Origin of the sequence: Vibrio sp. 10N.247.311.47 (genome assembly GCF_041467535.1) — a bacterium.
GTDB lineage: Bacteria > Pseudomonadota > Gammaproteobacteria > Enterobacterales > Vibrionaceae > Vibrio > Vibrio crassostreae_C.
Map to the genome: position 1 here is coordinate 1 of NZ_JBFSUR010000019.1, position 16,611 is coordinate 16,611.

The 16,611-nt window shown below is 45.9% G+C and carries 9 protein-coding genes; 5 read left to right on the forward strand and 4 right to left on the reverse strand.

Features of this window, described 5'->3' with window-relative positions; genetic code table 11:
• Positions 1 to 139: 139 nt before the first annotated feature.
• Complete coding sequence (gene elyC / locus AB6E51_RS13490; protein WP_372057981.1) at positions 140 to 991, reverse strand: envelope biogenesis factor ElyC; 852 nt, start codon at positions 989 to 991, stop codon at positions 140 to 142.
• 115 nt (positions 992 to 1,106) lie between these two features.
• Between elyC and cmoM the strand changes: the two genes are divergently transcribed.
• From cmoM to fdhF, 5 genes are all read left to right on the forward strand, one after another.
• Entirely contained in the window at positions 1,107 to 1,892 is a 786-nt protein-coding gene (cmoM, locus tag AB6E51_RS13495; protein ID WP_017063509.1) for a tRNA uridine 5-oxyacetic acid(34) methyltransferase CmoM, read from the forward strand.
• A gap of 125 nt (positions 1,893 to 2,017) precedes the next feature.
• Positions 2,018 to 3,355, forward strand: a complete 1,338-nt coding sequence (gene mukF, locus AB6E51_RS13500; protein ID WP_017055049.1) for a chromosome partition protein MukF — start codon at positions 2,018 to 2,020, stop codon at positions 3,353 to 3,355.
• Positions 3,336 to 4,142 (forward strand): chromosome partition protein MukE, encoded by an 807-nt coding sequence (gene mukE, locus AB6E51_RS13505; protein ID WP_017067527.1) that lies wholly within the window; start codon positions 3,336 to 3,338, stop codon positions 4,140 to 4,142. Before mukF ends, mukE begins: the two co-directional genes overlap by 20 nt.
• Entirely contained in the window at positions 4,139 to 8,599 is a 4,461-nt protein-coding gene (gene mukB / locus AB6E51_RS13510; RefSeq protein ID WP_372057982.1) for a chromosome partition protein MukB, read from the forward strand. Before mukE ends, mukB begins: the two co-directional genes overlap by 4 nt.
• A gap of 333 nt (positions 8,600 to 8,932) precedes the next feature.
• A complete protein-coding gene (gene fdhF / locus AB6E51_RS13515; protein WP_372057983.1) occupies positions 8,933 to 13,162 on the forward strand; it encodes a formate dehydrogenase subunit alpha in 4,230 nt (1,409 codons plus the stop codon).
• A gap of 109 nt (positions 13,163 to 13,271) precedes the next feature.
• On the opposite strand, the gene AB6E51_RS13520 is transcribed toward fdhF, so the two are convergent.
• The 3 genes from AB6E51_RS13520 to AB6E51_RS13530 are packed head-to-tail and all read right to left on the reverse strand — an operon-like array spanning position 13,272 to position 16,519.
• Positions 13,272 to 14,252: an alpha-L-glutamate ligase-like protein gene (locus AB6E51_RS13520; protein ID WP_026084277.1), complete on the reverse strand. Its 981-nt coding sequence runs from the start codon at positions 14,250 to 14,252 to the stop codon at positions 13,272 to 13,274.
• Positions 14,253 to 14,255: 3 nt separating this feature from the next.
• Positions 14,256 to 15,761, reverse strand: a complete 1,506-nt coding sequence (locus tag AB6E51_RS13525) for an inactive transglutaminase family protein (protein WP_065585128.1) — start codon at positions 15,759 to 15,761, stop codon at positions 14,256 to 14,258.
• Positions 15,762 to 15,778: 17 nt separating this feature from the next.
• Positions 15,779 to 16,519 (reverse strand): ATP-dependent zinc protease, encoded by a 741-nt coding sequence (locus AB6E51_RS13530; protein WP_065585129.1) that lies wholly within the window; start codon positions 16,517 to 16,519, stop codon positions 15,779 to 15,781.
• Between the last annotated feature and the right edge of the window lie 92 nt (positions 16,520 to 16,611).

Consider the following 16,611-nt stretch of genomic DNA (forward strand, 5'->3'; position numbering starts at 1 on the left):
TACTACCGTTTTTGTTTTTAGTTCCCGCTAATCCGCGATGAACCTTTTTTATTGCTTAGCTTTCATTGTTAACGAACAGAGAAACTAAAAATACTTGCCGACTCAGTCTGCTCAGTATGAGTTTAAAGATTCAATTGGCTTACTGAGGCTGAGCCGCAGAAACTTCACCGTCATCTTCAACTAAGCTGGAAGCTTCTGGAATCACCGGCTCTTCAACAATGTCATTGCTTGTATCTAGCCAATCACGCAGGCTTTGCCAAACTAATCCCATAGTTTCGTGCCAGTATCGCTCAGTCTGCTCAAGGTAAAGAGCTTTTGGCAGGTACTTGTTCCAAGGCTCAACTATACCTTCTTGTGCAAGGTAGTTAGTTGGTGCCGGCAGTGGTTTCATTCCAGCAGCATTGAATTCGTTCAGTGCGCGAGTCATATGGCTCGCTGAAGTCACCAACACCATTCTTTTATTCTTAACGAACGCAGCGGCTTGGCGGGCTTCTTCCCAAGTGTCTTTTGCGGTTTCAAGCAGAATGATGTTGGGCTTTGCTACGCCAAGTGCTAAAGCCACTTTAGCCATCATTCTTGCGTTACTTACTTCAGTGCCTGCGCCATAGCCAGACAAAATGAGTTTTGCACCAGGGTAGAGGCGTAGAATACGAATCCCTTCACTTAAACGCATCAGGCCGGTGCGGCTAAGTTCTGATGTCGGTGGAATTTGGTCGTCTACGACGTGACCACTTCCAAGAACCATCACGTAATCGACGGTTTCATCGACAGGTAAAAATGCGGTGTGTTGCCTTTCCATTGGCATTAAAAGTTGACTAGAAACTGGCTGGAAAGCGATTAGGAAAATACCACATAGGGCTGAGAGGGTGATTAGGCAACCAGTCTTCCTTTTGGTAGTAAACATCACTAGGGCTAAACCCAGAAAAGCGAGAATTAACATTGCTGGCAGTGGCATCAATAGCGAAGACACTACTTTTTTCAGCTCAAACATATCCGAATAGTCCGAAAAAACATCACTTAGTAGTAAAAAGAGACATCGCCTCTTTATTCCTGAAATTCCTGTGACAGAATAGCAGGCACGATAGGACATAATAACTCAAGTAGCCGTGACTGAAGACCGTAATTTCGACGATATTGCCCACAAATTTGCAAAAAATATTTACGGCTCTGACAAAGGAGAGATCCGTCAGATCATCGTATGGGAAGATTTAGAACAAGCTTTGAGCAAGTTTGAGCAATCAGCTTCGCCGCTGCATGTGCTTGATGCTGGAGGCGGCCTTGCGCAGATGTCGCAAAAAATTGCGTCGCTTGGGCATAACGTTTCTCTGTGTGATCTCTCTTCTGAAATGCTGAAGCTCGCCGAAGAAAGTATCAGCGAAGCGGGTTTGCTAGAGCAATATCGATTTATTCATTCACCGGTACAAAAAGTCGCAGAACATCTCGATGAGAAAGTCGATTTTGTGATGTTTCATGCCGTAATGGAATGGTTAGCCGATCCTAAAGAGGCGCTTGATTTATTGCTTGAACAAGTTAAGCCAGGTGGTGTTGCCTCGATAATGTTTTACAACCACCACGGATTAGTCCTGAAAAATGTGATTTGTGGCAACATTCCTCATGTATTGAATGGGATGCCACATCGAAAACGGTTTAAGCTGCAACCACAAAAAGGCTTGAAGCCGGAAGAGGTTTATCAATGGATAGAAGACGCTGGTCTAGAAATCTGTGGTAAATCAGGCATTCGCTCTTTCAGTGACTACATAGGTAATATGGAGTACATGGGCGATTACCAATTTGAAGATGTATTGGAACTGGAAAAACAGCTATGTCGCCAAGAGCCATATCTGTCACTAGGCCGTTATATTCACGTTTGGGCTCAAAAACCTGCGCAATAACAGCGGTGAATGTGGTAAAAGAAGCCACAACATGCGCTATGCAATCGTAAGAAGCCCGCGTCATAAAGAAATAGGCGTCATATCTAATACATTCGATATGACGAAGAACAGTAACAGGAACCACAATGAGTGAAATGACTCAAACTGCCGAAGAGCAGCCAATTGATGAGTTGGTGGGCTGGGTCAAGCAGCATGATTTTTCATTAAACTTGCCACCAGAGCGCTTAGCATTTTTGATTGCTATCGCAGTACTAAGCAATGAAAGGTTCGATGAAGAGTTGGGCGAGGGTGAACTGCACGATGCATTTACCATCGTCACTCGACTGTTTGAAGATACTGGCGAAGCGTCCGCGTTTCGTGCCAACAATGCCATCAACGAGTTAGTTAAACAGAAGTTGATTAGCCGCTTTACCAGCGAAATCACCGATGGTGCGAGTATTTATCGCTTATCACCATTGGCGATTGGTATTTCAGATTATTACTTACGCCACCGTCAGTTCTCTAAGTTAAAACTGTCTATCCAGCTTTCTATGGTTGCGGACGAGATGGCAAAAGCCATTGAAGCAGCACAAAAAGGCGGAACTCCAGGACATTGGAGAAAGAATGTTTACGGCGTGCTCAAGTATTCTGTTGGTGAAATTTTCGATCAGATTGATCTTAACCAACGTGTTATGGATGAGCAGCAGCAAACCGTTAAACAGCAAATTGCCGACCTTTTAAACAAGGATTGGCGAGAGGCGATTAACAACTGTGAAACCTTGCTTTCAGAAACCTCGTCCACACTAAAAGAATTGCAAGACACCTTGCAAGCGGCGGGGGATGAACTGCAAACACAGATCCTCGATATTCAAGAAATTGTTTACGGTGACGATGAACTCGAGTTCGTTGGCGAAACCCTGTTCGGCTTGCAGATGAAGCTAGACCGAATCACCAGTTGGGGCCAACAAGCCATCGATTTATGGATCGGCTACGACCGCCATGTTCACAAGTTCATCCGTACCGCGATTGATATGGATAAAAACCGCGCCTTTAGCCAGCGCTTGCGTCAGTCAGTCACTGACTACTTTGATGCGCCTTGGTTATTGACCTACGCCGATGCTGAGAAGCTGACGGATCTTCGTGATGAAGCGCTCGTGCTTCGTGATGACGAAGTGATGGGACAAGCACCAATCGACGTAGAGTACGAAGAATTTGAGCAAGTAAATGACCTGCTTTCAGATCGAATTGCAGAGATGTTAAAAGCTCACAAACAGCAAGGCGCGCCAATTGATCTTGGCCTTGTGTTACGCGATTACCTCGCTGCACACCCTCGCACACACCATTTTGATTTAGCCAGAATTGTTGTCGACCAAGCCGTGCGCTTAGGTTACTCAGAGTCTGACTATCAGGCTATTCAGCCAGATTGGCAGGCAATTAACGATTTCGGTGCAAAGGTACAAGCAAATGTCATTAACAAGTACTGATGATTACATGCCAGAGAAACTGGTAAAAGCGATAGCGAACCCACTGTTCCCTGCGCTAGATAGCATGCTGCGTTCAGGTAAGCATGTTTCAACAGAAGACCTAGATAACCACGCGTTGTTGTCTGATTTTGAAGTTGAGCTTCAGCATTTCTATCAACGCTACAATACGGAATTGGTAAAAGCGCCGGAAGGTTTCTATTACCTGCGTCCGCGTTCTACGTCTCTGATTGGTCGTAGTGTGTTGTCTGAGCTCGACATGTTGGTTGGAAAGGTGTTGTGTTTCTTATACCTAAGCCCAGAACGTCTTGCTCATGAAGGTATCTTCACCAACCAAGAACTGTTTGATGAGTTGATGTCGTTAGCGGATGAGAAAAAACTCATGAAGCTAGCAACCAACCGTGCGTCTGGTTCTGACCTAGATAAAGAAAAGCTGTTCGAAAAAGTACGTACTTCTCTACGTCGTTTACGCCGTATCGGCATGCTGATTGCGATTGGTGAAACCGGCAAGTTCCGTATCAGCGAAGCGGTATTCCGTTTTGGCGCTGACGTTCGTGTTGGCGATGATATGAAAGAAGCGCAGTTACGTCTTATCCGTGATGGTGAAGCTGTGGTGCATACCCAAGAGCCTAACCAAGGTAGCTTGTTGAATGAAGAACAAGCGGAAGCCACATCAGAAGTAGATGCAGACGTAGACGAAAACGGTCAACAAGACATTTTTAACGATCAAGCTGACTTTGACCTTGAGTCAAATGCTGGCGAACAAACAAAAGTAGAAGGTGAAGCATGATTGAAAGAGGTAAGTATCAATCATTAACCATGGTCAACTGGAACGGCTTCTTTGCGCGTACTTTTGATATTGATGGATTGGTTACAACGCTTTCTGGCGGTAACGGTGCGGGTAAGTCGACCACAATGGCGGCATTCATCACAGCACTGATCCCTGACCAAAGCCTTCTGCATTTCCGTAACACAACGGAAGCGGGTAGCTCACAGTCATCTCGTGATAAAGGCCTTTACGGTAAGCTTCAGCCAGGCGCATGTTATGCCGCACTAGATGTTGTGAACTCTCGTAATCAGCGTCTATTGTTTGCAGTAAAACTGCAGCAAGTCGCGGGTCGTGATAAGAAAGTCGACATTAAACCGTTCGTTATCCAAGGCCTTCCAAGCCATGTGAAACCAACGGATGTGTTGATTCAGAACGTTTCAGACAGCCACGCTCGCGTATGTCAGTTGAACGACGTGAAAGCGGCGGTTGCACAATACGAAGGCTCGCATTTTAAGGCCTTCTCTTCGATTGTTGATTACCACTCGCAAATGTTTGAATACGGTGTGGTACCGAAGAAACTACGTAACAGCAGCGACCGTTCTAAGTTCTACCGCCTAATTGAAGCATCACTTTACGGTGGTATCTCAAGTGCGATTACGCGTTCTCTGCGTGATTACCTGTTACCGCAAAATGGTGGTGTGAAGAAAGCGTTCCAAGACATGGAATCAGCACTACGCGAAAACCGTATGACGCTAGAAGCGATCAAAACGACTCAGTCGGATCGTGATTTGTTTAAGCACTTGATCACTGAATCTACGAACTACGTGGCAGCAGATTACATGCGCCATGCTAACGATCGTCGCAACAAGCTTGATCAAACCATGAAGTTCCGTGGTGAGCTGTTTGGTTCTCGTGAAACCTTGCTTGATCAAAACAACTTGTTGAACCGCGTTCAAGAAGAACTAGAGTTACTTGTCGATCAAGAATCAGCACTAGAGCAAGATTACCAAGCGGCTTCGGATCATCTGCAATTAGTTCAAACTGCACTTCGTCAGCAAGAAAAAATTGCTCGCTACAGCGAAGATCTAGAAGAGCTGAATGAGCGTCTAGAAGAGCAGATTATGGTGGTTGAAGAAGCTCAAGAACGAGTACTTCTTGCTGAAGAGCAGGCAACCATCACTGAAGAAGAAGTGGATAGCCTGAAAACTCAGCTTGCTGATTACCAACAAGCATTGGATGTTCAGCAGACTCGTGCACTTCAATACCAGCAAGCGGTTCAAGCATTAGAGAAAACTAAGCAGCTACTTGGTGATGAGTCTATTACGGCAGAAAGCGCACTAACTCTGGTTTCTGAGCTAAAAGCACAAGAAGAATCAAGCACTCAAACGCTGCTGTCTACTAAACATAAACTAGACATGTCTTCTGCTGCTTCTGCGCAGTTCGACAAAGCGCTCGCTCTTGTTAAAAGTATTGTGGGTGACGTTGAGCGTAAAGAAGCGTCTCAAAGCGCTAAGCAAGCTTTAGAAAAAGGCCGTAACGCAAAACACGTTGTTGAAAATGAACAGCAGTGGCGTGCTCAGCACCGCGATATGGCTCGTGATGTGGCTCAGCAGCGTCAAGCAAAAGAGCTAGCGACTGAATACCAAAAGCAACACAACATCTCACTGACTGACGAAGCGGTTTTCGATGAAGAACGTGAACGTCATGCTATGCAGATCGAGTCTCTTGAGTACGCTCAAGAAGAGCTGCGTGAAGCGAAGAGTGAGCAACGTCGTGTACAACAAAACCACGATCAAGAGATTCAAAAACTTGAGTCTATTGCTCCAGCATGGATCACGGCAAACGATGCGCTTGAAGCATTAAGAGATCAAACCGACGCTGAGCTAGAAGATAGCCAAGCGGTGATGACTCAAATGCAACAAGTGCTTGAAGATGAGAAATCTCAAGCGGTAGCAAAAGATCAGTTGGCTACGCGCCGAGCTGAACTTGAGCACGAAATTGAGCGTTTAGCGTCTCCAGGTGGTTCTAACGATCCTCGCCTCAAAGGCCTAGCGGATACGCTTGGTGGCGTGCTGCTTTCTGAGATCTACGATGATATCACTATTGGTGATGCGCCGTACTTCAGTGCGATGTACGGCCCGGCTCGTCACGCAATTGTGGTTTCTGATCTTGATGGTATTAAAGAGAAGCTGGTGGATCTTGATGATTGTCCAGAAGACCTTTACATCCTAGAAGGCGATGTCGACGCGTTTGATGACAGTTCATTCAATGCCGATGAGCTTGAAGGCGCAGTGTGTGTTCAGCTGAACGATCGCCAAATGCGTTACTCTCGTTTCCCTGAGATCCCACTGTTTGGCCGTGCGGCTCGTGAACAACGTCTAGAGAAATTGCGCGAAGAGCGTGACGTTGTGGTTGAAAACCACGCGAAGGCAGCGTTTGACTCTCAAAAACTGAATCGCCTATACCAAGCATTCAACAGCTTTGTTGCGAAGCACCTGCACGTTGCGTTTAACGCAGACCCAGAGCAAGCACTTGCTGCGATTCGTGATAAGCGTAATCAAATTGTTCGTTCTCTGGCTGAGCTTAACTCTAAAGAGCAGCAGCAACGCAGTCAGCTTCTACAAAGCAAGCAGGCACTTGGTGCGCTAGATAAATTAGCACCAATGGTTCGTATTTTAGAAGACGAAACATTGGCTGAGCGTTTAGCTGAATTAGAAGCGCAACTAGAGCGTTTAAGTGAAGCGAAATCTTACTTGAAGACGCACGGCAAGGCGCTTACTTCTCTAGAACAGTTCGTATCTGCACTAGACGCTGACCCAGAGCAATTCGAAGCTTTGGAAGCAGAGTACCGTCAAGCAGACAACGCGCTACAAACGCTAAAAGGCAAAGTGTTCGCACTGTCTGATCTGATTGAGCGTCGTCATTACTTTGCTTACGCGGATTCTGTTGATTTGCTTAATAAGAGCAGTGAACTGAGCGAGCAACTGAAAGCGAAGTTGGTTCAAGCTGAACAAGCAAGAACCAAAGGCCGCGATGGCTTGAAGCAAGCTCGCGAACAGATGAACCAATACAACCAAGTATTGGCGGCACTGAAGAGCTCACATCAAGCGAAGCAAGAAACGGTTCAAGAGTTCAAACAAGAGCTACAAGAGTTCGGCGTAAACGCTGACGAAGGCGCTGAAGAGCGTGCTGTACGTCGTCGTGACGAGCTTCAAGAGCGTCTGCACACATCTCGCAGCCGTAAGAGTGAATACGAGCGTACGATTACGTCAACTGAACTTGAGATGAAAGCACTGGCTAAGCGTCTTAAGAAAGTTCAAAAAGAGTACACCGAGCTTCGTACTTTCGTTGTTGCAGCAAAAGCAGGCTGGTGTTCAGTACTTCGCTTAGCTCGTGAAAATGATGTTGAACGTCGTCTTCATAAGCGTGAACTGGCTTACCTAACGGCGGGCGAGCTTCGTTCTATGTCGGATAAATCACTGGGTGCTTTACGTCTAGCTGTAGCTGACAATGACGACCTACGTGATTCGCTGCGTCTATCTGAAGACAACGCACATCCAGAGCGTAAGGTTCTGTTCTACATTGCGGTTTATCAACACCTTCGCGAGCGTATTCGCCAAGACATCATTCATACGGATGATCCGGTTGAAGCAATCGAAGAGATGGAAGTTGAGCTCGCTCGATTAACAGAAGAACTGACGCAGCGTGAAAACCGCTTGGCGATCAGCTCTGAGTCGGTAGCAAGCATCATCAAGAAAACGATTCAGCGCGAGCAGAACCGTATTCGAATGCTGAACCAAGGGCTGTCGAACATCTACTTTGGTCAGGTTAAGGGCGTACGTCTGAACGTTAAGATTCGTGAAAGCCACGAGATCTTGCTATCAGGGCTAGCGACTCAGCAAGAGCAACACAAAGACTTGTTTGAATCAACACGCTTTACCTTCTCAGAAGCGATGGCGAAGTTGTTCCAACGTGTTAACCCACATATCGATATGGGTCAACGTTCTCCACAAGTTCTAGGTGAAGAGCTACTGGATTACCGCAACTACCTAGAATTAAGTGTTGAAGTTAACCGTGGTTCAGACGGTTGGTTACAAGCGGAATCGGGCGCACTGTCTACGGGTGAAGCGATCGGTACTGGTCAGTCTATCCTACTGATGGTTGTTCAGAGCTGGGAAGAAGAGTCTCGTCGACTTCGTAGCAAAGACATCGTTCCATGTCGTTTGTTGTTCCTTGATGAAGCAGCTCGTCTGGATGCGAAATCTATCTCTACCTTGTTCGAACTGTGTGACCGTTTAGGTATGCAACTTTTGATTGCAGCACCAGAGAACATTAGCCCTGAGAAAGGCACAACCTACAAACTGGTTCGTAAGGTCTTTAAAGATCACGAGCACGTACATGTTGTTGGCCTGCGCGGTTTTGCTCAAAACAAACCGGCATCCCCAGTTCAAGAGCTTATTGAAGAAGCTGAGCAATAACCTTGATAGCCGAGCAATAAGCTTGATAACTGAGTTATAAGCTCGAAAGCGACTCAATGATATTTGTACAAAGCCCCTAATCAATAGGGGCTTTTTTGTATCTTGAATCTAATTTCCTCAACTGAACTCCTCTCGCCTAATTCTTTTATCGATACTGATAAGACCACTCATACCTTGTGGTTATTATCAATGGAACTTGTTTGAGGTCACACGCACAAAACCACAAATAATGTATGGTAATGACATAGATTTAATAATATTAATAATATTGTATTACTTAAATTTTAATTATTGATAACTCGCGTGTGCGAAAGGTAAAGGTAGGACTTAGGTATGATTCAAATCGTGATTGATGGGAAATATCGAATCGTCGAGCAAGGACAAACCGTTCTTGAAGCGGCAAAAACATGTGGTTTGGAAATCCCATCTTTATGTGGTTTGAACAAAACAGCGGATAAAGTGCCGTGTGATTTGTGTGTCGTTGAAGTTGATGGCGTTGGTGTTACTCGCTCTTGTGAGCTTGAAGTGTCTAATGGGTTGAATATTACCACTCAGTCAAAACAGTTAACGAATCATCGACAAGAAGCGTTGAATCGCATTATGACCGATCACTACGCTGACTGTGAGGCGCCATGCCAAACAGCCTGTCCTGCTGGGGTCGACATCCAATCTTACCTGCACCATATTGCTCAAAATGATCACATCAAAGCGATTGAAGTGATCAAAAAGACATTACCAATGCCGCTTTCAATTGGTCGTGTGTGTCCTGCTTTCTGTGAAACCGAATGTCGTCGTAACTTGGTCGATGAATCCATTGCGATTCGCCAACTCAAACGACACGCTGCCGATGCGGATCTAGCGGCTCAAGAGAGCTACATGCCAGCGAAGAAACCAAATAAAGGCAAGAGCATTGCTATTGTTGGTAGTGGCCCCGGTGGGCTTACGGCGGGTTATTACCTATCTAACGAAGGCTATGAAGTCAGTGTCTATGAGTCGATGCCCAAAGCGGGTGGTTGGCTGCGTTACGGTATCCCTGAATATCGCTTACCTAAGTCGATTCTAGATAAAGAAATCGAGTTGATGTGTCGCAACGGAATGGTGGTTGAGTGCGGTAAAAAACTCGGTGTTGATTTTACACTGTCTGATTTAAGTAACGATTTTGATGCGGTTTGTTTAGCCGTTGGCGCATCACAAGCGGTTGAAATGAATTACCCGGGTAGTGAACTCGGCGGTTGTTATTTGGGTGTCGATTATCTGAAAGATTACGTGACCGATCAGCAGTATGTCACAGGTAAAAAGGTCGCAGTAATTGGTGGCGGTAATACCGCGATTGACTGCGCTCGAACAGCGGTGCGTGATGGCGCGGATACTACGCTGATTTATCGTCGTACTCGAGATGAGATGCCTGCAGAAGATTACGAAATCGAAGAAGCTGAGCATGAAGGTGTGAAGTTCCATTTCTTAACCAACCCGGCAGCAAACATAGCCGATGAAAATGGTCATGTATCAGAAATACGATTAGAGCGTATGGCTTTGGGTCCGGCTGATGCTTCAGGTCGTCGCAGCCCTAAACCAACGGGCGAGTTCTTTGTTGAAGCGTTTGATACGGTTATTGCTGCCGTGTCACAAAAGCCTGATCTGAGTTTTATGGACAATGAAGCAATTGATATTCCTCTTACTCGTTGGAATACCGCAGATGCTGATCCACAAACCATGCATACCGGAACCGGAAATATTTTCAGTATTGGTGATTTCCGACGCGGCCCTGCAACTGCAGTCGAAGCGGTTGGGGATGGGCGTATTGCTGCACAAGCGATCGATCGCTTCTTCCATGGTGATATGGAAAATATTCCGGCTAAACCGTTTAACTCAAGAAAGCACAAACAGCTCAAAGCGGTGGACCCTGAGCAATACAAATCTATACAACGCATGGCGCGCAAGATCATGCCTGAGCTAACGCCCGAACAGCGTGAACAAAGCTTCGATGAAGTAGAAACAGGGTTTGATAATGCCGATGCAATCGCTGAAGCTGCAAGATGTCTAGAGTGTGGCTGCCAAGCTAATACAGATTGCGACCTACGAGACTACTCGACTGAATACAAAGCAACGCAAACCCATCCTGAATACAAAATCGATGTGGCTTCGAATGAGAGTTGGCAGGCGATTCGTGCTGAAGAAGCGAAGGTCGGGTTAACAAGACAAAAATTTTCGGTCGATGACAGTTCTGAGTTCATTATCTTTGACGCTAACCGCTGTATTAGTTGTGGCCAGTGTATCCAAGCGTGTCGAGAACAGAATGTTCATGGCGTTCTAAGCTTCATGAACCAATCGGATGGCAAACCTGCATCAAGACCAGAATGTCGTCCTAACTTTGGGGCGGACAAGACCTTAATGGGCGACTCAAACTGCGTTCAATGCGGATCGTGTATTCAGGCGTGTCCAACCGGTGCAATGGTCGATGCTCGCGACAGAAAGCAGGGAGACACAGACGTACTCAAGAAAGTCGATACCATCTGCACTTATTGCGGTGTGGGTTGTAAGTTAACCATGCATATCGATGAGCAGAAAAACAAAATTCGCTATATCGAAGGCGGAGACTCTCCGGTTAATGAAGGCATGTTGTGTGTTAAGGGACGATTTGGCTTCGATTTTGTGGGCAGCGATGCGCGTTTAACCACACCATTAATTCGTAAAGATGGCTGGTTGCAACCTGCAAGTTGGGATGAGGCAGTTAAGCTTATTGCCGAGAAGTTTACTGCGATTAAGCAAGGCTTTGGCAGTAACGCTTTAGCGGGGTTCTCGTCGGCGAAAACCACCAATGAAGATAACTATGCCTTCCAAAAATTCATACGTCGTGAACTCGGTACCAATAACGTCGATCACTGTGCGCGCCTTTGTCACGCATCTACTGTTACTGGTTTAGAGGCTTCGCTAGGTAGCGGGGCGATGACCAATGATATTCCAAGCATCAAGCACTCAGATGTGATCTTTATTATTGGCTCCGACACCACGTCAGCACACCCAATTATTGGCTCGCATATCAAGCAAGCTGTGAGACATGGTGGAGCGAGATTGATCGTTGCCGATCCAAAACGAATCGATATTGCTGACCATGCTGAACTTTATTTAGCGCACCGACCGGGTACTGATGTAATGTTGATCAATGGTGTGATGCAGCAAATCATCAAACACGGTTGGTACGACCAAGAGTATATCGAAGACCGTGTGGATGGCTTTGATACCTTGCTTCAAGAGGTAATGTCACCAAGTTATTCACTAGACAAAGTGGAGCTGGTAACTGGCGTTAAAGCGGAAGACATCTTCGCAATGGCGCGATTGATTGGTACTGCAGAGCGTACAGCGGTGTACTACTCGATGGGCATTACGCAACATACCACTGGTCACGATAACGTTCGATCAATCGCTAACCTACAGCTCTTGTGTGGCAATATCGGAATTGAAGGCGGCGGTATCAACCCATTACGTGGTCAATCCAATGTTCAGGGTGCGTGTGACATGGGCGCATTGCCAAATAACCTTCCGGGTTATCAGAAAGTGTACAACCCAATGGTTCGTCAAAAATTCGCGATGGAGTGGGGTGTTTCTGACCTACCGGCTGAAACAGGCTTAACGTTGACCGAAATTATTGATGGAGCGTGTCATCGAGATGTTCGTGGTCTGTACGTAATGGGCGAGAACCCAGTGCTGAGTGACCCGAACCAAGCGCATGTGATTGAAGGTCTTGAAGCGTTAGATTTCCTCGTGGTTCAAGATATTTTCTTAACCGAAACCGCTCAATATGCCGATGTGGTGCTACCGTCTTGCTCGTTTGCTGAGAAGTCTGGTCATTTTACTAATACCGAGCGTCGTGTTCAGCGTATTAACCCGGCGGTATTGCCTCCAGGTGAAGCGAAAGAAGATTGGGTGATTATCCAAATGTTGGCTAATGCGATGGGCGGCAATTGGGAATATGACTCGGTTGCTGATATCACCAATGAGATAGCGCGTGTCACGCCACAGTATGGTGGTTTACGTTGGGAGAACATTACGGTGAACGGCGTGCAATGGCCAAGTAATAAGAACAACCCTGATGGCACACGTATCATGCACCAGACCCAATTTACGCGTGGGCGTGGTCAAATGGAGGCGATTCCGTTTAGATACGCTGCTGAGCTACCGGATGCGGAATACCCGTTAGTATTAACGACAGGCCGTATTCTAGAACAGTTCCACACCGGAACCATGACACGTAAAACAAAAGGGTTGGATAACTTAGCAGGGCCGCGTGCCATGGTGAGTGTTCATGATGCTGAAGCGCTAGGTATCCGGAATGGTCAGATGCTTAAGGTCTCAACACGTCGTGGTGAAATCGAAATCGCGGCCTTTGTGACTAAACGAATGCAAAAGGGTGTGGTATTTATTCCATTCCATTTTGTTGAATCACCAGTTAACCGTTTGACTACCACAGCGACTGATCCACACGCGAAGATCCCTGAATTTAAGGTTGCGGCAGTGCGCATTGATCCGATTCGTGAGCCTGAAATTGAAGCGACAGAGGCTTAGCCCAATTCGTTAACAAATGGCAGATACTAAAAAGCCGCGTAACTCTCAGAGTTATGCGGCTTATTTATTGAGCTCTATTAGGTATCAAGTGACCTAGTTAGCAAATAGCTCAGTTCGGAACAATCTCGTTACCGTGAACACCGAATTGCTTAGCTGCGTATGCCACGCGCTCTGCAGGTTTCGGGTATTCAGCCGGCGTACCAAGGTTCTCAATATGGTGCAATCGAGGAAGCAGACCAGCACCGTTCGCGATTTGGATAGCCAAACCTGGACGTGCGTTAAGCTCAAGTACCATTGGGCCTTCTTCTTGGTCTAGAACCATGTCAGTACCCATGTAGCCAAGCCCCGTCATTTCCCAAGCGCTTGATGCCAGTGTTAGCAGTTTTTCCCAATGCGGCACTTGAAGTAGCGCCAACTCTTTACCCGTATCTGGGTGGTGAGTGACTGGGTGGTCAAACTGAACCGCACGAACGGCTTTACCCGTCGCAATACAAATACCTACACCTACAGCCCCTTGGTGCAAGTTAGCCTTGCCGTCTGAAGCTGAAGTAGATAAGCGCATCATCGCCATAACAGGGTAGCCCTTGAATACGATGATTCGTACATCTGGCACACCTTCGTAACTGAAGCCATCGAAACACTCATCAAACTTAATGAGGTTTTCAACTACCGCTACATCGTTCTTACCACCAAGTGAGAAAAGGCCTGCAAGAGCGTTACTGATGTGACGCTCTACGTCTTCTTCATTGATAGTCGAACCTGATGGCTTGGTATAAACCCCATCCTTGTGAGATGTCACAACAAGGATGCCTTTACCACCACTACCTTGAGCTGGCTTGATTACGAAACCCGGCCACTCTTTTACCATCTTGTGGATTGTTTTTACTTCAGCTTGATGACCAATCACGCCAATCAGTTTTGGTACAGTAGCACCAGCCTGTTCAGCAATGATCTTCGTCTTAAGCTTGTCATCAACGAGTGGATACTTGGAACGATCATTGTAGCGACCAATATAACTATGGTTACGCTTGTTCATTCCCATTATGCCTTTGTCTTTCAACCTAAACGGTGAAGTAAACTGATCAAACATAACTTAGTCCTCCGCTAGCGGTTTAAAGCGACGAAGCTCGGTTAGACGGTATCCTGTGTAGTTACCTAGTAGCAAGATGGTCGCTAGAATAACAAGTTGTAAACCAATAAAGTTAAACGTTAAGTGCTGAATGAACGGGTTAGTCATGCCTAAGTAAACAAGAACCGCAGTGAATAGAGAACCACCACCTTGCAGCATTACTTCTTTCGCGCCTTCTTCTTCCCATAGGATAGACATACGTTCGATAGTCCAAGATAGGATAATCATAGGGAAGAACGTAATAGATAGACCTTCAGTCAGACCCACTTTAAACGCGACTACAGTAAACACAGAGATAATCATGATTACCGTGATGATTACGGCGGATATCCTGGCTACCAAGAGCAAGTTGAGTTTGGACAAGTAACTTCGAATAATCAGCCCCGTACCTACAATAAGCAGGAAGCCAACAATACCCGTTACCAGTTGTGTTTGTACAAAGGCTACCGCAATCAGTACTGGCATGAACGTACCAGACGTTTTCAGGCCGATGATGACACGTAGGAACACAACAATCAGAGCACCGATAGGAATCAGCATGATGGTTTTAAACATCGCTTGCTCTTCTAACGGTAGGCTGTGAATTGAAAGGTTTAACAGTTGATCAGCAGAGACTTTACTATTGGTTGCTTCTGTTGGTGAAACCTCTTGAGCAATCATAGAGAAGTGAACTTTACTGTTCTGACCGCCAACAACATCCAGTAGAGAAACGTTTGATTCGTCCCAGATGAGTAGGTTTGGTTGGACTTGTTGTTCGCTTGATTCAGGAGAGAATAGGATCCACTCATCGTTATCCCAAATCTGAATCATGTTCTGAATTGATTGACGACGACGGCCATCTTCTAGCTCGATAACACCAACCACTTTGTTGTGTATTTTCGCTGCTGAAAGTAGCTTGTGTGTCGCTTCCACTTTGGTCATGTTGTTCAGAATCAGCGCAGAGTTTTGACTGTCTGGATCATTAAGTGTTTTGATGAGCTCACGAGTGAACGTTAGATTGTCTGCAGAACGCTTTGTTGCTCTGTCAATAAGAGCTAGAGACGCCGCTTCTTCCGGGCCGTCGAAGCTTGGTTGAACCACTTCACCTTCTGGTGGTGTGTCGTTCACTTTAGCTTGGTTGTCGACTAGGAATTGTGTCTTGTAGTAGATGGTTTGAGGGCCATCTGCGTAACGAATAGACCACTCTGCACGACGACCTGACTCAGTATTTAAGTAAGAAATACCGTAACCTGGTGATGAAGCCGATTCGCCGATAAGTGTGTAGTTAGACTGAGTATGAGGAGCCGCTAAGGAAACTTTTGCTTCTTTGCCTACTGCGTTGAACTCAATACGAGCTTCAACGTCCCAAACCTGCCTGGTTTCCCCTGGAGTCCAAGGTACACCGTAGGTCGTATGTCTGAACATACTCAGTGTTATGCCTGCCACGATAAGCAGGAATATAGAGATATAAAATGGAATTCTTGACGTCATAGCTTACCCTACTATTGTTATTTAACTTCCGTTTGTACGTACTTTTTACTTACATCTACTAGCGCTATGTCTTTGATAAATTCGCGCCCTAGTAATACAGGGTGACTCATTTGAGAGCGATCCGCCAATGTAAATTGCGCTTTTTCATGGATTTTTCCAACTTTAACCCATAATTCAATCACAGCTCGACGTTCTGTCTGATCATTCGTTGATTGGCGGATTTTCACATAACGTACAACAGGCGCTTCAATCCATTTTTGGTCTTCTGCCGCTTGTCCTTGGTCTTCTAGGTGGAACTTAACCCAGTTCTTACCATTTCGTTCGAATTCTTTAATATCGACGGCATTCAAAGAAGAGGTTGTTGCGCCGGTATCCACTCGCGCATCAAAGCTTTGTTTGATTGAGTCGATAGACACTTTTTCGATTCCGCCAAGGATAGTCGGTTGTGAAGTAGGAGCGATAGGAGCCGCTGCAACTGCCACGGGTTCTTCTTCCTCTAGCTCTTCAATGACTTTGTGTTCCATGCTTGTTAGATGAACATCTAACTGATTTGAAAGGGTGATGATTTCGTCTTCTAAGCTTTCAATGTAATCACTTTGATTACTGACTTGCAGTTCAAGATTTTGAACCTTATTTGCGATGTTTGTCTCTGAGCGGGCAATAGCATCGAGAGTTTCTTGGTGGTAGGCAGCACCGTTAGTAAGGGTACAACCAGAGAGCAAACCAACCGCCACAATAGGCGATAATCGCTTAAACATAAAAAAACCTTTGGAAATTAGAGAATAGTTCAGACTATTTAGAAGTTTAGCCCACAAAAAAGGATGCGTGAAGCATCCTATTGTAAGAGTCT